The 18,638-nt window shown below is 70.7% G+C and carries 18 protein-coding genes; 13 read left to right on the plus strand and 5 right to left on the minus strand.

The window, feature by feature from the left end; translation table 11 throughout:
- Nucleotides 1-14: 14 nt before the first annotated feature.
- Complete coding sequence (locus EDD93_RS15105) at nucleotides 15-995, minus strand: RNA polymerase sigma factor SigF (RefSeq protein ID WP_123527783.1); 981 nt, start codon at nucleotides 993-995, stop codon at nucleotides 15-17.
- Between the two features lie 283 nt (nucleotides 996-1,278).
- On the opposite strand from EDD93_RS15105, the gene EDD93_RS15110 reads away from it, so the two are divergent.
- From EDD93_RS15110 to EDD93_RS15135, 6 genes are all read left to right on the plus strand, one after another.
- Nucleotides 1,279-1,647 carry an STAS domain-containing protein gene (locus EDD93_RS15110; protein ID WP_123525637.1) on the plus strand — a complete coding sequence of 123 codons (369 nt, stop codon included), beginning with the start codon at nucleotides 1,279-1,281 and terminating at the stop codon, nucleotides 1,645-1,647.
- A gap of 230 nt (nucleotides 1,648-1,877) precedes the next feature.
- The gene (locus EDD93_RS15115; RefSeq protein WP_123525638.1) at nucleotides 1,878-2,426 is read left to right on the plus strand and encodes an ATP-binding protein; all 549 of its coding nucleotides are present in this window, start codon (nucleotides 1,878-1,880) and stop codon (nucleotides 2,424-2,426) included.
- 200 nt (nucleotides 2,427-2,626) lie between these two features.
- Complete coding sequence (locus tag EDD93_RS15120) at nucleotides 2,627-3,307, plus strand: peptidase (protein ID WP_123525639.1); 681 nt, start codon at nucleotides 2,627-2,629, stop codon at nucleotides 3,305-3,307.
- A gap of 44 nt (nucleotides 3,308-3,351) precedes the next feature.
- Nucleotides 3,352-4,398 (plus strand): hypothetical protein, encoded by a 1,047-nt coding sequence (locus EDD93_RS15125; RefSeq protein ID WP_185092323.1) that lies wholly within the window; start codon nucleotides 3,352-3,354, stop codon nucleotides 4,396-4,398.
- Nucleotides 4,395-5,540, plus strand: a complete 1,146-nt coding sequence (locus EDD93_RS15130) for a hypothetical protein (protein WP_398903730.1) — start codon at nucleotides 4,395-4,397, stop codon at nucleotides 5,538-5,540. The genes EDD93_RS15125 and EDD93_RS15130 overlap by 4 nt, the downstream gene beginning before the upstream one ends.
- Before the next feature lie 38 nt (nucleotides 5,541-5,578).
- On the plus strand, nucleotides 5,579-6,961 hold the full coding sequence (locus EDD93_RS15135) for a hypothetical protein (protein ID WP_185092495.1): 1,383 nt from the start codon (nucleotides 5,579-5,581) through the stop codon (nucleotides 6,959-6,961).
- Between the two features lie 76 nt (nucleotides 6,962-7,037).
- On the opposite strand, the gene EDD93_RS15140 is transcribed toward EDD93_RS15135, so the two are convergent.
- Nucleotides 7,038-8,534, minus strand: a complete 1,497-nt coding sequence (locus EDD93_RS15140) for a peptide MFS transporter (protein WP_123525641.1) — start codon at nucleotides 8,532-8,534, stop codon at nucleotides 7,038-7,040.
- Nucleotides 8,535-8,953: 419 nt separating this feature from the next.
- On the opposite strand from EDD93_RS15140, the gene EDD93_RS15145 reads away from it, so the two are divergent.
- Nucleotides 8,954-9,631 (plus strand): response regulator transcription factor, encoded by a 678-nt coding sequence (locus EDD93_RS15145; protein WP_123525642.1) that lies wholly within the window; start codon nucleotides 8,954-8,956, stop codon nucleotides 9,629-9,631.
- Between the two features lie 15 nt (nucleotides 9,632-9,646).
- Entirely contained in the window at nucleotides 9,647-10,912 is a 1,266-nt protein-coding gene (locus EDD93_RS15150; protein WP_123525643.1) for an ATP-binding protein, read from the plus strand.
- An 89-nt stretch (nucleotides 10,913-11,001) separates the two neighbouring features.
- Here EDD93_RS15150 and EDD93_RS15155 read toward each other — a convergent pair whose 3' ends face one another.
- Nucleotides 11,002-11,574 (minus strand): GtrA family protein, encoded by a 573-nt coding sequence (locus EDD93_RS15155; RefSeq protein WP_398903735.1) that lies wholly within the window; start codon nucleotides 11,572-11,574, stop codon nucleotides 11,002-11,004.
- 334 nt (nucleotides 11,575-11,908) lie between these two features.
- Between EDD93_RS15155 and EDD93_RS15160 the strand changes: the two genes are divergently transcribed.
- Genes EDD93_RS15160 through EDD93_RS15170 form a run of 3 tightly spaced genes read left to right on the plus strand, consistent with a single transcriptional unit; the run spans nucleotide 11,909 to nucleotide 14,845 of the window.
- On the plus strand, nucleotides 11,909-13,102 hold the full coding sequence (locus EDD93_RS15160) for a 5-(carboxyamino)imidazole ribonucleotide synthase (RefSeq protein ID WP_185092324.1): 1,194 nt from the start codon (nucleotides 11,909-11,911) through the stop codon (nucleotides 13,100-13,102).
- A complete protein-coding gene (gene purE / locus EDD93_RS15165; RefSeq protein ID WP_123525645.1) occupies nucleotides 13,099-13,638 on the plus strand; it encodes a 5-(carboxyamino)imidazole ribonucleotide mutase in 540 nt (179 codons plus the stop codon). Before EDD93_RS15160 ends, purE begins: the two co-directional genes overlap by 4 nt.
- A 7-nt stretch (nucleotides 13,639-13,645) precedes the next feature.
- Nucleotides 13,646-14,845 (plus strand): dipeptidase, encoded by a 1,200-nt coding sequence (locus EDD93_RS15170; RefSeq protein ID WP_123525646.1) that lies wholly within the window; start codon nucleotides 13,646-13,648, stop codon nucleotides 14,843-14,845.
- A 44-nt stretch (nucleotides 14,846-14,889) separates the two neighbouring features.
- Here the strand turns inward: EDD93_RS15170 and EDD93_RS15175 are convergent, their stop codons facing one another.
- Nucleotides 14,890-15,249, minus strand: coding sequence for a VOC family protein (locus EDD93_RS15175; protein WP_123525647.1), 360 nt, complete (start codon nucleotides 15,247-15,249; stop codon nucleotides 14,890-14,892).
- Nucleotides 15,250-15,351: 102 nt separating this feature from the next.
- Between EDD93_RS15175 and EDD93_RS15180 the strand changes: the two genes are divergently transcribed.
- Complete coding sequence (locus EDD93_RS15180; RefSeq protein WP_123525648.1) at nucleotides 15,352-15,864, plus strand: CGNR zinc finger domain-containing protein; 513 nt, start codon at nucleotides 15,352-15,354, stop codon at nucleotides 15,862-15,864.
- 45 nt (nucleotides 15,865-15,909) lie between these two features.
- Here EDD93_RS15180 and EDD93_RS15185 read toward each other — a convergent pair whose 3' ends face one another.
- Nucleotides 15,910-17,253 (minus strand): UDP-glucose/GDP-mannose dehydrogenase family protein, encoded by a 1,344-nt coding sequence (locus EDD93_RS15185; RefSeq protein WP_123525649.1) that lies wholly within the window; start codon nucleotides 17,251-17,253, stop codon nucleotides 15,910-15,912.
- Nucleotides 17,254-17,430: 177 nt separating this feature from the next.
- On the opposite strand from EDD93_RS15185, the gene EDD93_RS15190 reads away from it, so the two are divergent.
- A complete protein-coding gene (locus tag EDD93_RS15190; protein ID WP_123525650.1) occupies nucleotides 17,431-18,588 on the plus strand; it encodes an acyl-CoA dehydrogenase family protein in 1,158 nt (385 codons plus the stop codon).
- Nucleotides 18,589-18,638: the final 50 nt, after the last annotated feature.

Genomic DNA, 18,638 nt, shown 5'->3' on the forward strand with positions numbered 1-18,638 from the left:
CGTGAGGTGCCCGCTCATTCCTCCAGGGTCAGGCCCTTGCGGAGCTTGACCAGGGTGCGGGAGAGCAGCCGCGAGACGTGCATCTGCGAGATGCCGAGCTCCTCGCCGATCTCCGACTGCGTCATGTTGGCGACGAACCGGAGCGAGAGGATGGTCCGGTCGCGGCCGGGCAGCGAGGCGATCAGCGGCTTCAGGGACTCGACGTACTCGATGCCTTCGAGTCCGTGGTCCTCGTAACCGATCCGGTCGGCCAGCGCGCCGTCGTTCTCGTCCTCCTCGGGCTTGGCGTCCAGCGAGCTCGCGGTGTACGCGTTGCTCGCGGCCATGCCCTCGACGACTTCTTCGTTGCTGATGCCCAGGCGGTCGGCGAGCTCGCCCACGGTGGGCGCTCGGTCCAGCTGCTGGGCGAGCTCGTCGCCCGCCTTGGCCAGGTCGAGCCGCAGCTCCTGCAGGCGGCGCGGCACGCGCACGGACCAGCTGGTGTCGCGGAAGAAGCGCTTGATCTCACCGACGATCGTCGGCATCGCGAAGGTCGGGAACTCGACGCCCCGGCTCAGCTCGAAGCGGTCGATCGCCTTGATCAGGCCGATGGTGCCGACCTGGACGATGTCCTCCATCGGTTCGCTGCGGGAGCGGAACCGGGAGGCGGCGAACTTGACCAGGGCCATGTTCAGCTCGACGAGCGTGTTGCGTACGTAGGAGTACTCGTGGGTGCCCTCTTCGAGGGACTCGAGCCGGGCGAAGAGCGTCTTGGAGAGCGCCCTGGCGTCCAGCGCGCCCATCTCGGATGCGGGCGGGATCTCGGGAAGGTCCACGAGTCCGCCGGTGGTGCTCCCGGTAACGCCGTACTCACTGCGGGTGGTGCTGGTGGTGCGGGTGGTGCTCGAGCGCGTGCCGTCCGGGACGGCCGCGGCAGGGGAGTCGGATTCGGTCAGTCCCTGAGGACATGCTGACGTCGCGTTGCGGGTACGCGGTTCGTCGAGCCGGGGTGACATGGTCTCCTCCATCGTTCTCGGCATATGGCTGCCGATGCCCATACGTGTTCCTGCGGTGAAGCGGCGCCTCCAAAGCCGGCCATGTTTTTTGGTGTCCCCTACCCTTACCCGGTCCGTATGGGTCGTTACAAGCTCCAATTACCGCTAAATGTCCGGTTTGTTGAGGTCTTCGGCTACCGCGTGGCGCACGGAACGCGTACTGTTTCAAGAACGTCAGCGACAGCTGCAACGCATCTGCATGCACATTGATGCAGACAGTGACGATCGGTAAAGAGGGACGGGCATGGACCGCGGGACGGTCGGCAGTGCGAACCGGGGTCGGCTTCAGGTCGATGCCCGCACGGTGGGCCGCAGTGAGGTTGTGACGCCGGTGGGTGAGCTCGATCACCACACGGCCGACCTGCTGCGCGAGCCCCTGGAGAGCGCGGTCGAGCAAGGGCGCGCGCGCCTGGTGGTGGACTGCTCGGGACTCGATTTCTGTGATTCCACCGGGCTGAACGTGCTGCTCGGTGCCCGCCTCAAGGCGGAGGCGGCCGGGGGAGGGGTCCATTTGGCCGGAATGCAGCCGGTGGTGGCGCGCGTATTCGAGATCACCGGGGCCGAGGCGGTTTTCACCGTTCACGGCTCCCTCGAAGAGGCCCTGGAAGACTGACCGCGGTGCGTTTCGACTCCCCGTACGTCCCGCGTGTTGCTCGTGTCACGCGATCCGCGTAGCCGAAGTGGGTGTTGTCACGATTCCCCCGGGCAGGAGACACCCCGGTGAGTCATCCCGGCGAACCACACGTTCCGTGTCCGTATCGGCGTCTCTGTCTGAGTTCGTATGTGTATTCGTATCTGTATCTGTTCAATGGCGACATGGTGAATCGGTGAGGTGAAGCGCTGATGAGCACCACCCGGCAGCATCCGCCGGGCGACCTCGGCCGCGAGCCGGAGGGCGCCGGCGAGGGTGCGCGTGCCGACGCGGGCTCCCGTGCGGACGAGGGCGTCGGCGCTTCCTCCGAGGGCGCGGCCCGTCCGGGCGAGCGGCAGTGGCGCACGCTGTCCCTGCGGCAGGTCAGCGGCATCGTGCCGACGGCCCGCGATTTCGCCCGTACGGCGCTCCAGGAATGGGGCTGGCTGCCCGCATCGAGCGCCGACCGCCGGGCGGCCGCCGAGGACGTCCTGCTGGTCGTCTCCGAGCTGGTCACCAACGCGTGCCTGCACGCGGAGGGCCCCGACGAGCTGCGTATCGGCTGCACGCCCAAGGCGTTGCGCGTCGAGGTCGTCGACGGCGGCGCGGGACAGCCCGCCCCGCGCACCCCGCACCGGGCCGGCCGGCCCGGCGGGCACGGCATGTTCATCGTGCAGCGGCTCTGCCTGGACTGGGGAGTCGTACGGGTGCCGGGCGAACCCGGCAAGACCGTCTGGGCGGAGCTGGCCGCCCCCGCATAGCCGACGCGGGTCTCCCCGTCCGCCCAGGGCTGTACCCCCTGGGCCCCACGCACCTCGAAGAGCGCGCCGGATCGGCGCGCTCTTTGTCTTCCCTCCACAAGGCCCCGGGCGTACCTTGAGCGCCAAATCTGATGTGTCGTCAGCTATTTGGGCCGCACGGAAGCGGCGCACGGCGACTCCCGGCATGAGGGGAATTCGAGGTGTCGTACCAGAAGCGAACAGCTCTCGCGCTGGCGTCCGGGCTGGCGGGGGCGGTGGTGCTGATGGCCGCGCCCGCCGCCCACGCGACGGTCGTCGACGTCAACTACAAGTGCAAGACCCCGATCGGGGACAAGGCCGCCGTGTCGCCCATCGACATCAAGAGCGTCAAGAGCGGCGGCGGCTACAAGCTCACCATGTCCTTCCAGAAGGGCGTCTCCTCCAGCCCGGTCGAACTGGGCAAGGGCGCGATGAACCCCAGCGCGGTGATCAAGGTGGGCGGCGCCGACCCCGGCCAGGTCCAGGTGGCCGGAGCGGCCAACTCCGCCGCGATCCCGGCCAACAGCCCCATCAAGATCAGTGACCTGTCGGGCACCTACACCCCGAAGAAGAGCGGCAAGGTCGACTTCACCGCCGGAGTGCTCACCATCAAGGCACTCGGTACGACGACGACCTGCACCCCGTCCAACAACCCGGGCCCCTCGCTCTCCCTCGACGTCAAGGCCGCGGGCGGAAGCGGGGGCGGCGGCGGGCAGAGCACGCCGGACGGCGGGAGCTCCCTGCCGAAGACCGGACCGCTCGACTCGGCGGTCGCGCTCGGCACGCTCGGCGGGACGGTGCTGCTGACCGGCGCCGCCGGGGTGCTCTGGCTGACCAGGCGCGGGCAGCGGGCCGCGGGCTGACTCCCCGCGAACCGCAGCCGCCGTCACGCACCAGGGAGCCGCCCATGCCGCCGTTGACCGGTCATCTCACCCGCTTCGCCCCAGGGCGTGTCCGCGAAGTCCCGTCATCGCGCCGACGACTGGCACACGCGCTCGCCGTACCGCTGCTCGCCGCCCTGTGGTGGACCGACGCCACGACCGGGCCGGCCGGTGCGACCGAGCACCCGGCCGCCCCGGCGTGGACGGCGCAGCCCTCGGCCAACGGCGCCGGCCGGGACGGCGGCAGACCGTACTTCTACCTGGAGGGCCTGCCCGGCAGCGTCCTCCAGGACCGTCTCTCGGTCACCAACCCGGGCCCGGACCCGCTGACCGTACGGCTGCGCGGCGCCGACGCGTACAACACCGCGAAGGGCGGCTTCGCGGTACGCGGCGCGCACGGTTCCACCGGCACCGGGGCCTGGCTGCGGACGGCCACCGACAAGGTGACCGTGCCCGGCCGGACCCGCGCCGAGGTGCCCGTGTCCGTCACGGTGCCCGGCGACGCGCTGCCCGGTGACCACCCGGGCGCGATCGTCGCCGAGAGCGGCGGCCGCTCGGTGGGCGTCCGGGTCCAGCTGCGGGTCGGCGGGCCGACGCTGGCAGCGCTCACGGTCGAGGACGTCTCGGTGTCCGGCGGCACCATCCACTACACGCTGGTCAACCGGGGCAACGCGGTCCTCGCGCCCCGGCTCGCGGTCAGCGCCGACGGGGTGTTCGGCACGCTGCTGCGGCGCGACGCCCGCACGCTGCCCGTCGAGCTGCTGCCCGGTCAGCGGGCCCGGCTCACCGAACCGTGGCGGGACACCCCCGCCCTCGACTCCGCCACCGTCCGGCTGCGCGTGAGCGCGGCGGGCGGCGCGCACGACGAGGCGACGGCCCCGGCGCTCTTCGTCCCGTGGGTGCCGGTCACCGGGGGCGGGCTGCTGCTCCTGGCCGGGGCCGCAGCGGCCGCGTACGCCTACCGGCGGCGGGCGGCACGGCGCGGCGGGCCCGACGCCGGGGCCGCGCCGTCCCCTGACCTGCAACAGCACTCCGACGAGAGGCACTTGGTGAAGGCGGGAGCGGAATCGTGACTGGACGGACCGGACCGGCGGCACTCCGGAGCGACGGCCGCGGGCGGGCGGCCCCGCTGCCTGCCGCCCTGCTCGCCGCGTTGCTGGCCGCGATACTGCCCGCCCTGCTGCTGACCGCGGCCGGCGCCCACGCCGCCGGCCGCAGTGCGGCGGACCCGAAACCGGCGGTCACGCTCTCCGGGAAGCAGGCGGGCAAGGGCGGCGAGATCACGGTCAAGGGCACCGGCTGGCGGGCGGACACCCTGCTGATGATGCTGGTCTGCGGGCAGTCCAGCCCCGCGCGCGGGGTGATCGGCGGCACCAACTCCTGTGCCAACGCCGACGGCCGGGCCGTCACCACCGACTCCAAGGGCGCGTTCAGCAAGAAGCTGCCGGTCGCGGAGCCGCCCGTGCCGTGCCCCTGCGTGGTGCACGTCGCCACCGTCACCGGGGACCAGTCCGTGGCCGACGCCGTGTTCGTCGTCGCCGGACACCCCGTCGCCGCCCTGCCCAAGGAGGACGGGAACGGCAAGCTCGCCGTCCTCGCCACCACCCGGCTGGAGGGCGACAGCGGGATCCTCACCTGGTTCGGCGCCCCGCCGTCCCGCCGCCTCGTGCTCACCGTCGGCAATCTGGGCTCCGCCGCGGTCAAGGACCCGGTCTTCCAGGTCGGCACCGCGCACGGCGTCTACGCCCCGCAATGGGAGGAGCGGCAGTGGCGCGGCACCATCGAGCCCGGCCGCAAGGCGCGGATCGAGCTGCCCGTCGAGCTGACCGCCGGCGCCCACGGGGACTACCAGGTCTCGCTGAAGTACGGCACCAAGGTGCTGGCCGAACAGCCGTGGGGGGTCGGCCGGCCCTGGGGCGTGACGCTCTTCTGGATCCTGCTCTGCCTCGTCGTGCCCGCCGCCGTGTTCCGCATCGGCATGGCGGTCGTCGACAAGGTACGGCCGCGCTCCGCGCACGCGGCGGCCCGGCCGCGCCGGCGCCCGGACCGGTTCGCCGATGTGACGGCCCGGCTGCCGGGGCTGCGGCGGACACCCGCACCGTCCGAGGGCCCCGCGCCCTCGGCGGGCGCGGGCTCCACCACGGCCGCGCTGCCGTGGTTCACCCCTGATTCCGCACCGTCAGAGCACAGACCGACGACGAAGGGACATTCGTGAGTACGCAACGCAGGACGGTCGCGGCGGGAGTCGCGATGATGATCGGCGGGGCGGGCATGCTGCTGGCCGCGAGCCCTGCCCAGGCCGCCGACATCTCGTACAAGACGGAGTGCATCCCGCCGGCCATCTCCGGACTGCCGCCGGTGGAGGGCACCACACAGGTCCAGCTGACCGCACCCGCCGAGGCGAAGGTCGGGGACACCGTCGAGGTGGTGTGGAAGACGGTCGCGGCCGCCTCCAAGAACCCCGATGTCCTCGACCTGGACAAGGACACGGTCCAGCCGACCGGCACGATCAAGCTGGGCGGCGCCGCCACCGGCGATCTGAAGATGGAGGGACCGAGGCAGAACCCGGCGATCCCCAAGAACTCCGCGATGATCCTTTCGGACATGAAGGGCTCGCTGAAGCTGGAGAAGGCGGGTGACCTGACGCTGACGCCGGACGCGTACAACATCAACGTCTCCAAGCCCATCTCCACCGACACCAAGTGCACCCCCAAGGAGACGGTGAAGCCGGGCGCGACGATCAAGGTCACGGACGGCGGCGGCGGCACCACGGACGGCGGTACGGACGCCGGTGGCACCACCGACGGAGGCACCACCGACGGCGGCACCGACGCCGGTGGCACCGACGCCGGTGGCACCGACGCCGGTGGCACCACCGACGGCGGCACGAACGCCGGTGGTACGGACGCGGGCGGCACCGACACCGGCGGCTCTGACGCCGGCGGCGCCACCTCGGGTTCCGGCGGGACCGGCGGGGCCACCGACTTCCCGGGGAAGGAGGTCGCCGTCAACTTCACCTGCAAGTCGCCGGGGCCGCCCGACATCGCGGGCAAGGTGACGATCAACGCGAAGAAGAGCGGCGGCAGCTACGGGCTCACGGTCAAGACCGCCAAGGGCGTCATGAACAGCCCTGCGGACCTGCCGGCCGGTGCGCTCAAGCCGTCCATGCAGATCGTCATCGGCGGGGCCGACAAGGGCTCCGTGAAGGTCACCGGGCCCGGCAACCCCGACCCCCTGAAGACGGGCAAGCCGGTCGACCTGCCCGACATGTCCGGCACCTACAAGCCGGGTGCCTCCGGCAAGTCCACCCTCACCCCGGGCACCCTGACGATCGACGTCACGCTCGGCGCCTCGAAGATCAACATTCCGTGCACGGTCAAGGGCGCCACCAAGGCGTCGCTCGAACTCGACACCACCGCCCAGCAGGGCGGCGCCTCCGGCGGTGACACCAGCGGCTCCGGCGGAGCCGCTGCCGCGGCGGGCGGCGGTACGGCCTCCGGCGGCGGTCTCGCGGCCACCGGTGCCGAGGACAACGGCGCCCTGCGCGCACTCGGCCTGGTCGCCGGTACGGCGATCCTGCTGGGCGGCGCGGTGTTCACGTTCACCCCGTGGCGCAGGCTGCGCTCCGGCCGGTGAGCTGAGGCGGACATACGGCAGGGGCCGCCGCACCCGTGGAATCGGTGCGGCGGCCCCTGCCTGTGGAGCGGTGAGGTCAGCTCGCGTCGCCCATGTGCTGCGTGACCTTCCTGCGGTACATCCAGATGCCGACACCGGCGATGACCGCGAGGACGGCCTCGAAGGCGACGGCCCCGGTGGTGTTCAGGTCGACGCCCAGCTGCGGGGAGGTGAGCAGACCGGTCACCGAGTCGCCCGCGGTGACGGCGAGGAACCAGACACCCATCATCTGGGAGCTGTACTTCGCCGGGGCCATCTTCGTGGTGACCGACAGGCCGACCGGCGAGAGGCAGAGCTCCGCGACGGTCTGGATGAAGTAGATCGCCACCAGCCACATCGGGCTGACCCGGCCGCCGTTGGCGGCGGTGTCGATCAGCGGGATCATGAAGACGACGAAGGAGATGCCGATCAGCACGAGGCTGGACGCGAACTTGACGGCGGTGCTCGGCTCCTTGCCGCGCCTGTTCAGCCACAGCCAGCCCGAGGCGACCACGGGGGCGATCGCCATGATGAAGATCGGGTTCAGCGACTGGTACCAGGACGTGGGGAAGTCGAACCCGAACAGGCTGTTCGTCGTCGAGTTCTCGCCGAAGATCGACAGGGTCGATCCGTTCTGGTCGTAGATCATCCAGAAGACGGCGGCGACCACGAAGAACCAGATGTAACCCGACAGCTTGGACTGCTCGGTGTTCGTCAGCTCCTTGTCGCGCTTCATCCGTACCAGGACCGCGACCGGGATGATCAGCCCGGCGATGGTGATCGGCAGCAGCGCCCAGTCGGCGAAGTTGCCGGTCATGCCGAGCAGGCCGTAGAAGACCACCGCGACGATCAGCCAGATCAGGCCCTTGCGCAGGACCGAGCGCTTCTCCTGCTCCGTCGCCGGAGTGGAGACGACATCGCTCTCCGGGCTCAGGGTGCGGGTGCCGAGCATGAACTGGGCCAGACCCAGCGCCATGCCGATCGCGGCGAGCGCGAAGCCGAAGTGCCAGTTGACGTTCTCGCCGACGGTGCCGATGGTCAGCGGGGCGAGGAAGGCGCCGAGGTTGATCCCGATGTAGAAGAGCGTGAAGCCACCGTCACGGCGCGGGTCCTCCGGGCCGTCGTAGAGGTGGCCGACCATCGTGGAGATGTTGGCCTTCAGCAGACCGGAGCCGAGCGCGACGAGCACGAGTCCCGCGAAGAAGGTCGCGGAATTGGGCACGGCGAGCGTGATGTGACCCAGGATGACCACACCGCCACCGATGGCGACCGTCTTGCGCGGCCCCCAGAAGCGGTCGGCCATCCAGCCGCCGGGCATGGCGAGCAGGTAGACCATCGCCATGTAGACGGAGTAGATCGCCGTCGCCGTGGTGGCACTCATGTGCATGCCGCCGGGCGCGATCAGGTACAGCGGGAGCAGTGCCTTCATGCCGTAGAAGCTGTAACGCTCCCACATCTCGGTCATGAAGAGCGTGGCCAGGCCCCGGGGGTGGCCGAGGAAGGTCTTCTCTACGCCAGAGGGGCTGGCAGGGTCCTTCGTCAGGCTGGACGCCATGGTCGATCCTTGCTTGCTCGGGACGCGGCGCCTCGTGAAGCGGTACGCGCCCGGTGGGGGGAGGCCGGCACCGACGCGGGTACGCCCACCACGTCGGGATCCACGCCCGGTGCCTTCGTTGGCGTTCCGGGCCCGGCCCACAGGTCATTCACTGGACTTCCGGGCTGGCGGGTACCAGCCCCGCACACAAAAGAGACCCTGGGCGCTAATAGCTGCCCAAAGGTCTTTGAGTAGTGCAACAGGCGTTGAGACACCATACGACACGACAGAAGCCGATATGAAAGGACTTGAGACATGGATCACAGGCAGGAGTGCAACCACACTCCCATATTCGAAGGTCTGGACCTGAACGGGGCGCAGACCCGCAGGGCTTTTGGATCACCTCACTCCTTGTCCGCTGCGCGGACTACCATCACTCCATGACCCGTGTACTGCTCGCCGAGGACGACGCATCCATCTCGGAGCCATTGGCCCGCGCCCTGCGTCGGGAGGGTTACGAGGTCGAGGTCCGCGAAGACGGTCCGACCGCTCTCGACGCCGGCCTCCAGGGCGGCATCGACCTGGTCGTACTCGACCTGGGGCTGCCCGGAATGGACGGCCTCGAAGTCGCCCGCAGGCTCCGTGCCGAGGGCCACTCCGTGCCGGTGCTGGTGCTGACCGCCCGCGCCGACGAGGTCGACACGGTCGTCGGCCTCGACGCCGGCGCCGACGACTACGTCACCAAGCCCTTCCGCCTCGCCGAACTCCTCGCCCGGGTCCGGGCCCTGCTGCGCCGGGGCGCCACCGAGCCCGCCCCGCAGCCCGCCACCCACGGGGTCAGGATCGACGTCGAGTCGCACCGGGCCTGGATGGGCGACGAGGAACTCCAGCTCACCGCCAAGGAGTTCGACCTGCTGCGGGTCCTGGTCCGTGACGCGGGCCGGGTCGTCACCCGCGACCAGCTGATGCGCGAGGTCTGGGACACCACCTGGTGGTCCTCGACCAAGACCCTCGACATGCACATCTCCTGGCTCCGCAAGAAGCTCGGGGACGACGCCGCCAATCCGCGCTACATCGCCACCGTCCGGGGCGTCGGCTTCCGCTTCGAGAAGAGCTGACGTACAGAAACACTCATGCGCCGAAGACTGATCAACTCCACCCTCGCCGTGGTGCTCGTGGTGATCGCCGTCTTCGGCGTCTCCCTCGTCATCGTCGAGGCCCGCACCATCAGCAGCAGCGCCCAGGAGAGCGTCGACTCCGAGGCGCTGCGCGTGATCAGTGTCATCGAGAGCCGGCTCCTGGGCTCCGAGCGGATCAACCCCGGGGTGCTGGCCGAACAGGTCGACGACAAGCGCTACGCCCTGGTCAAGATGGTCGGCCGCGAACCCATCGAGGTGGGCGAGCGCCCGAGCGGCAGTGTGATCAGCGCCACCGAGGTGGGGGAGCACGGCGAGAAGGTCACCATCGAGGAGTCCCGCTCCGCCGTCACCCGCGAGGTCGGCCGCACCCTGATGATCATCGGCGCGGTGGCGCTTCTCGCCATCGTCTCCGCCGTCCTGCTGGCCGTGCGCCAGGCCAACAAGCTGGCCTCGCCCCTCACCGACCTGGCCGAGACCGCGGAGCGCCTCGGCTCGGGGGACCCGCGCCCGCGCCACAAGCGGTACGGGGTGCCGGAGCTGGACCGGGTCGCCGACGTGCTCGACGCCTCCGCCGAACGGATCGCCCGGATGCTGACTGCCGAGCGCCGGCTCGCCGCCGACGCCTCCCACCAGCTCCGTACGCCGCTGACCGCGCTCTCCATGCGGATCGAGGAGATCTCGGTCACCGACGACCCGGAGACGGTCAAGGAGGAGGCGAACATCGCCCTCACCCAGGTCGAGCGCCTCACGGACGTGGTCCAGCGGCTCCTGACCAACGCCCGCGACCCGCGGACCGGCTCTGCGGTCGTCTTCGATCTCGACGAGGTGGTCAAGCAGCAGATCGAGGAGTGGCGCCCGGCCTACCGGGGCGAGGGCCGTGCGATCGTCCGCTCCGGCAAGCAGGGGCTGCGGGCCGTCGGCACCCCGGGCGCGGTCGCGCAGGTGCTGGCCGCGCTGATCGAGAACTCGCTGATGCACGGTGGCGGCACGGTCGCCCTGCGTACCCGGGTCACCGGCAACCAGGCGGTCATCGAGGTGACGGACGAGGGCGCCGGCGTCCCTGCGGACCTGGGCGCCCGGATCTTCGAGCGGACCATCAGCGGCCGCAACTCCACGGGGATCGGCCTCGCGGTCGCCCGGGACCTGGCGGAGGCGGACGGCGGCCGCCTCGAACTGCTCCAGCAGCAGCCCCCGGTCTTCGCCCTGTTCCTCAGCCGGGTCGCCCTGAACAGAAAAGAACCGGAACGCCCGGTGCGATGACGGCCCGTGCGGTCCGCATCGTGCCACGCGCGGCCGGCTCGAGCCCCTCCGGCGAGTGAGGGCAAGGCGTGCGTCCGGACGCCCCGGCGCTACCGCCGAGCCGTGTCCGCCTCGACCCGAACGGCGGCCGCGGGCGCGGGCACGACAGGCACGGGCACCGAAACCGCAGCCGCCGCCTCCGCCTCACTCAGTACGGACTCTTTGTCAGGCAGCGCCTTGAACACCCAGCTCCGGTACGACCAGAAGCGGAACAGCGTCGCGATCCCGATACCGAGGATCTTGAAGACATTGCTCTGCACCGGGGTGTCCCAGCCGAACCCGTACGTCGCCGCGTACAGCACACCCATCTCGATGACCGCACCCACCGCGCTGAACAGCAGGAACAGTGTCAGCTCGCGGGTCCGTCCGCTCTTGTCGCGGTCCCGGTAGGTCCAGTAGCGGAAGCCGACGTAGTTGCACAGGATGGCGACGAACGTGGCGAGCAGGCCGGCCCGCACGGTCGGGATGTCCGTGTACCGCCACAGCAGGTTGGACACGGCGATATTGACGACCAGACCGACCGCGCCGACCGCGCCGAACTTGGCGATCTCCCGGCCCAGGAGATCCAGCCGGACCCGCAGGCCCTGTCCGGAGTTCCCCCGCGGCGTCGCGGAGTCCGGCACCGCCGCCTCCGGCGTTGTCGTCAGTCGCGATGTTCCCCGAGCTCTCGGCTTCGCTCGAGCAGGGGAGGCCCCACCCGCCGTCGCTCCGTCCTCCGCCTCGGATTCGACGGCACCGGACTCCGATCCTTCTCCCGCGCTGGAACTCCAGACAGGACCTGGTGCGCCCCGTTCACTCATGGTGATTGCTCAGCCCGTCTGTCGGTTCGTCTTCAGGTTCCGTCAACCCCGCCATGCTAACCAGCCCGCCGACCGCCCGCCCAGGAGTACCGGTACGGGTGTGGCGAGGCCGTGACGCCCGTACGGCGACTCCTGGGCGGGCGGATACCCTGGAGGAGTGACGTTCCCGGTAGTCGGCATGGTCGGTGGCGGTCAGCTCGCCCGTATGACCCACGAGGCGGGCATCCCCCTCGGCATCAAGTTCAAGCTCCTCAGCGACACCGCTCAGGACTCGGCGGCCCTGGTCGTGAATGAAGTCGTCGTGGGCGACTATCGCGACCTGGACACGCTGCGCGCCTTCGCGCGCGGCTGTGACGTGATCACCTTCGATCACGAACACGTGCCGACCGAGCACCTGCGGGCCCTGGAGGCGGACGGCATCCCCGTGCGCCCCGGCCCCGACGCGCTGGTGCACGCCCAGGACAAGGGGGTGATGCGCGCCAGGCTCACCGAGATCGGCGCGCCCTGCCCCCGCCACCGCATCGTGGAGGACCCGGCCGACGCCGCGGCCTTCGCGCACGAAATCAGCGGGGGCGGCGCGCAGCGCCTCGGTGAGGGGCGGTGGCCGGGCGACGGGTCGGGAGGCTTCCCCGTCATCCTCAAGACCGTGCGCGGCGGCTACGACGGCAAGGGTGTCTGGGTGGTCCGCTCCGAGGCGGACGCCGCAGACGCCTTCCGGGCCGGTGTCCCGGTCCTCGCGGAGGAGAAGGTCGACTTCGTACGGGAGCTGGCGGCCAACATCGTCCGCTCGCCGCACGGCCAGGCCGTCGCCTACCCGGTCGTCGAGTCCATCCAGGTGGACGGCGTCTGCGACACGGTGATCGCCCCGGCCCCCGAGCTGGACGAGCGCCTCGCCGGCGAGGCCCAGCAGCTCGCGCTGCGGATCGCGGCCGAGCTGGGCGTCGTCGGGCACCTCGCCGTCGAGCTCTTCGAGACCCGCGACGGGCACATCCTCGTCAACGAGCTGGCGATGCGCCCGCACAACTCCGGGCACTGGACGCAGGACGGCGCGATCACCTCGCAGTTCGCCAACCACGTACGGGCCGTCCTGGACCTCCCGCTCGGAGACCCGCGCCCGCGCGCCGCCTGGACGGTCATGAGCAACGTCCTGGGCGGTGACTACCCGGACATGTACCAGGCGTACCTGCACTGCATGGCCCGTGACCCGCAGCTCAAGATCCACATGTACGGAAAGGACGTGAAGCCCGGCCGCAAGGTCGGCCACGTCAACACCTACGGCGACGATCTGGCGGACGTGCGCGAGCGCGCCCGGCACGCGGCCGACTACCTGCGAGGAACGATCACCGAATGACTTCCCCCGCCTCCGCCGCACCGGTCGTCGGCATCGTCATGGGCTCCGACTCCGACTGGCCCGTCATGGAAGCAGCGGCCAAGGCGCTCGACGAGTTCGAGATCCCCTACGAGGTCGACGTCGTCTCCGCCCACCGCATGCCGCGCGAGATGATCGCGTACGGCGAGAACGCGGCGGGCCGCGGCCTGCAGGCGGTCATCGCGGGGGCGGGCGGCGCGGCCCACCTGCCCGGCATGCTCGCCTCGGTCACCCCGCTGCCGGTCATCGGCGTACCGGTGCCGCTGAAGTACCTGGACGGCATGGACAGCCTCATGTCCATCGTGCAGATGCCCGCCGGCATCCCGGTCGCCACCGTCTCCATCGCGGGGGCGCGCAACGCCGGCCTGCTGGCCGTCCGCATCCTCGCGGCCCAGGACGCGGAGCTGCGGACCCGCATGACGGAGTTCCTCTCGGACCTGAACGACCAGGCCACCGAGAAGGGCAAGCGGCTGCGCACCAAGGTGCAGGGCGCCGATTCCTTCGGCTTCGGAAAGTAGGACAGCGATGGACCAGCTGGAGCGGGCCCGGGAACTCCTCGCGGAGCACCCCGTCGTGGACGGCCACAACGACCTGCCGTGGGCGCTGCGCGAACAGGTCAACTACGACCTGGCCGCCCGCGACATCGCCACCGACCAGTCGGCCCATCTGCACACCGACATCCCCAGGCTGCGCGCGGGCGGCGTCGGAGCCCAGTTCTGGTCCGTCTACGTACGGTCGGACATGGCGGGCGAGGACGCCGTCAGTGCCACCCTGGAACAGATCGACGTGGTCGCCGAGCTGCTGGCCCGCCACCCCGGCGACCTGCGCCGCGCGCTGAGCGCCGACGACATGGAGGCGGCCCGTGCCGAGGGCCGTATCGCCTCCCTGATGGGCGCCGAGGGCGGCCACTCCATCAACAACTCGCTGGGCACCCTGCGCGCCCTGCACACCCTCGGCGTCCGCTACATGACGCTGACCCACAACGACAACATCGCCTGGGCCGACTCCGCGACCGACGAGCCGGGCGTCGGCGGGCTCTCCCCGTTCGGCCACGAGGTCGTACGGGAGATGAACCGCACCGGGATGCTGGTCGACCTCTCGCACGTGGCGGCCACGACGATGCGCGACGCCCTGCGCACGTCCACCGCGCCGGTGATGTTCTCGCACTCCTCGGCGCGCGCGATCTGCGACCACCCGCGCAACATCCCCGACGACGTCCTTGCCCAGCTCCCGGCCAACGGCGGCATCGCCATGGCGACGTTCGTGCCGAAGTTCGTCCTGCCTGAGGCCGTCGCCTGGACGACGTCCGCCGACGAGAACATGCGCGCCCAGGGCCTGCACCACCTGGACACCACCGAGCGGGGCATGAAGGTCCACGCCGCGTTCGAGGCGGCGAACCCCCGCCCGATGGCGACCGTGGCGACGATCGCGGACCACCTCGACCACATGCGCGAGGTCGCCGGGATCGACCACATCGGCATCGGCGGCGACTACGACGGCACCGCGTTCCTCCCGCAGGGCCTCCAGGACGTCGCGGGCTACCCGAACCTGATCGCGGAGCTGCTCGGACGGGGCTGGTCCGCCGCCGACCTGGCCAGGCTCACCTGGCAGAACGCGGTACGGGTGCTGCGCGCGGCCGAGGACGTGTCGCGCGAGCTGTCCGCCCGCCGGGGCCCGTCCCACGCCACGATCGAACAGCTGGACGCCCCGGACCCGACTGCCTGAGCCGGGACCGGGGCGCCCGGCGCCCCGCTTCTCTCCCGTTCTCTCTAGCCGGCGCAGAGACAGAACGGGTGACCTGCGGGATCGGCGTACACCCGGAAGGTCCGCTCCCGGTCATCCGCTTCGAGCACCGTCGCACCCAGCGCCAGCGCCTCCCGCTCGGCCGCGTCCAGATCGGGCACGGTCAGATCCAGATGGAACTGCTGCGAACCCTCCGGACGCGGCCACTTCGGCGGGACGAAGCCGGGCGCGGCCTGGAAGGCGAGCGGAGTGCCGGTGCCTCCCGTGAGATCCACCCAGTCCTCGTGCTCCTCGATCTTTCCGCCGAGCAGTCCGGCGTAGAAACCGGCCAGGGCGACGGGATCGGGGCAGTCCAGAACGACGGCACCCAGTACGGCAACAGCCATGACGCTTCCTCCTCGGGCAGATGCGGACAGGGGGTTACTGGTAAAGGCGCTCAACCAGTAACCGTTACTGCATGCTCCCGCAATGGGGGTAACGTCGCAACCATGATTGAGAGGGACTCCGCGCCCGGCGGACTCGCGCTGATCGAGGCCCTGGTCAACACCCTGAACGTGGAGACCGGCGCGGACACCCTCGACACGGCCGAAGGACGCGCCGGTCTGGCCCTCGCCGAGCCGGACGTCCCGGCGGCCCGCACGCTCCGCGAGGCCCTGCGCGCCGTCTGCCTGGCCCACGCGGGCCACCGTCCGCCCGAGGGTGAGTCGGTGTCCCTGCTGGACCGGCTGCTGGCCGGCGCGCCGCTGCGGGTCCGCGTGGACGAGGAGGGCGCGGCGGTGCTGCGCGCGGTCGAGGAGCCGCCCGGACTGACCGCCCGGGTCGCGACGGCCATCGCCGCGGCATCGGCGGACGGGACCTGGGACCGGCTCAAGGTGTGCGAGGCGGCGGACTGCCGCTGGGCCTATTACGACCGCAGCCCGGCGGGGCGGCGCCGCTGGTGCTCCATGTCGGTGTGCGGCGCCCGCGCGAAGATGCGCACGTACCGCGCGAAGCGCGGCTGAGGAGGGGCAGACCCGGACGCAGCGCTTCCGTCCCCGCCCCCGGGCCTAGGCCTTCGGGCGTCCCATCGCCCGGAACGTCCACCCGGCCTCGCGCCACACCACCGGGTCCAGCGCGTTGCGCCCGTCCAGGATGAGCTTGCGGCCTGCGGCCTCGCCCAGCGCCGCCGGGTCCAGCTCGCGGAACTCGCTCCACTCCGTCAGGTGCAGCACGACGTCGGCGCCGCGCACCGCGTCCAGGGCGCTGTCCGCGTAACCGAGCGTGGGGAAGAGGCGGCGGGCGTTGTCCATGCCCTTCGGGTCGAAGACGGTGACCTGGCCGCCCTGGAGGTGGATCTGCCCGGCGACGTTCAGCGCGGGCGAATCGCGTACGTCGTCCGAGTCGGGCTTGAAGGTGGCGCCCAGGACGCCCACCCGCTTGCCGAGGAACGAGTCGCCGCCGACGGCCTCCCTGGCCAGCTCCACCATGTGGCCGCGGCGCCGCATGTTGATCGAGTCGACCTCGCGCAGGAAGGTCAGCGCCTGGTCGGCGCCCAGTTCACCGGCGCGCGCCATGAAGGCGCGGATGTCCTTGGGCAGGCAGCCGCCGCCGAAGCCGATGCCCGCGCGCAGGAACTTCTTCCCGATCCGCTCGTCGTGGCCGATCGCCTCGGCCAGCTTGACGACGTCGCCGTCGGCGGCCTCGCAGACCTCCGCCATGGCGTTGATGAAGGAGATCTTGGTGGCCAGGAAGGAGTTGGCCGAGGTCTTCACCAGTTCGGCGGTCGGGAAGTCCGTCACCACGAACGGGGACCCCTCCGCGACCGGCCCGGCGTAGACCTCGCGCAGCAGCTTCTCGGCCCGCTCGCTCTCCACGCCGACGACGATCCGGTCCGGGTGCAGGGTGTCCTTGACGGCGAAGCCCTCGCGGAGGAACTCGGGGTTCCACGCCAGCTCGGCGCCGTCGCCCGCGGGTGCGAGCTCGGTGAGCCGCGCGGCGAGCCGGGCAGCGGAGCCGACCGGCACCGTGGACTTGCCGACGACCAGGGCCGGCCTGGTCAGAAGCGGCGCGAGCGATTCGAAGGCGCTGTCCACGTAGCTCATGTCGCAGGCGTACTCGCCGTGCTTCTGCGGGGTGTTCACGCAGACGAAGTGCACATCGCCGAATTCCGCCACCTCTTCCCACGAGGTGGTGAAGCGCAGCCGCCCGCTGGCGCCCTCGATGCCCGCGACATGCTTCTTCAGGATCTCTTCCAGCCCCGGCTCGTACATCGGGACCCGGCCGGCCGAGAGCATCTCGATCTTCTCGGGCACGACGTCGAGCCCGAGCACCTCGAAGCCCAGTTCGGCCATGGCCGCGGCGTGGGTGGCGCCGAGGTAGCCGGTGCCGATCACAGTGATCCTGAGGGCCATGTAGTGCTCCTGTGAGATGCGGGCAGACGTGCGGTGAACGAGCATAGTCGTGCCCCTGAATCGCTCCATTCCGGCTGTCGCGAAGCTCACGGCCCCAGCGCGTATGCCATTGCGGGGGCGGGCGCCTAAAATTAGGTTACTTAACGGTAGTTAGCTGCATCCTGGGGAGTGAGAGTCTTGGCGGGTTCGACCGATTTCGACCTGTACCGTCCGGCCGAGGAGCACGAGATGCTCCGTGAGACGGTGCGTGCGCTCGCCGAGGCGAAGATCGCCCCGCACGCGGCCGCGGTCGACGAGGAGGCCCGCTTCCCGCAGGAGGCGCTGGACGCCCTCACCGCCGCCGACCTGCACGCCGTCCACGTACCCGAGGAGTACGGCGGCGCCGGCGCCGACGCGCTCGCCACGGTCATCGTGATCGAGGAGGTGGCCCGCGCCTGCGTCTCCTCTTCCCTCATCCCGGCCGTGAACAAGCTCGGCTCGCTCCCGGTGATCCTCTCCGGCTCCGAGGACCTGAAGAAGAAGTACCTGGGCCCGCTGGCCAAGGGCGACGCGATGTTCTCGTACGCCCTCTCCGAGCCCGACGCGGGCTCCGACGCCGCCGGCATGAAGACCAAGGCCGTCCGCGACGGCGACTTCTGGGTCCTCAACGGCGTGAAGCGCTGGATCACCAACGCGGGCGTCTCCGAGTACTACACGGTCATGGCGGTCACCGACCCGGCCAAGCGCTCCAAGGGCATCTCGGCCTTCGTCGTCGAGAAGTCGGACGAAGGCGTCTCCTTCGGCGCCCCGGAGAAGAAGCTCGGCATCAAGGGCTCCCCGACCCGTGAGGTCTACTTCGACAACGTCCGCATCCCCGCCGACCGCATGATCGGCGAGGAGGGCACCGGCTTCGCCACGGCGATGAAGACCCTGGACCACACCCGCATCACGATCGCCGCCCAGGCCCTCGGCGTCGCCCAGGGCGCGCTGGACTACGCCAAGGGTTACGTCCAGGAGCGCAAGCAGTTCGGCAAGCCGATCGGTGACTTCCAGGGCATCCAGTTCATGCTCGCGGACATGGCCATGAAGCTCGAGGCGGCCCGCCAGCTCACGTACTCGGCCGCCGCCAAGTCCGAGCGCCTCGACGGCGACCTCACCTTCTTCGGCGCCGCGGCCAAGTGCTTCGCGTCCGACGTCGCGATGGAGGTCACCACGGACGCGGTCCAGCTGCTCGGCGGCTACGGCTACACGCGGGACTACCCGGTGGAGCGGATGATGCGCGACGCCAAGATCACCCAGATCTACGAGGGCACGAACCAGGTCCAGCGGATCGTCATGGCGCGAAACCTCCCGTAACGACACACCCCGCACCACGGGTTACCTGCCACGCTCACGCGCCTCGCAGC

It is taken from the genome of Streptomyces sp. 840.1, from assembly GCF_003751445.1.
Taxonomy (GTDB): Bacteria; Actinomycetota; Actinomycetes; order Streptomycetales; family Streptomycetaceae; genus Streptomyces.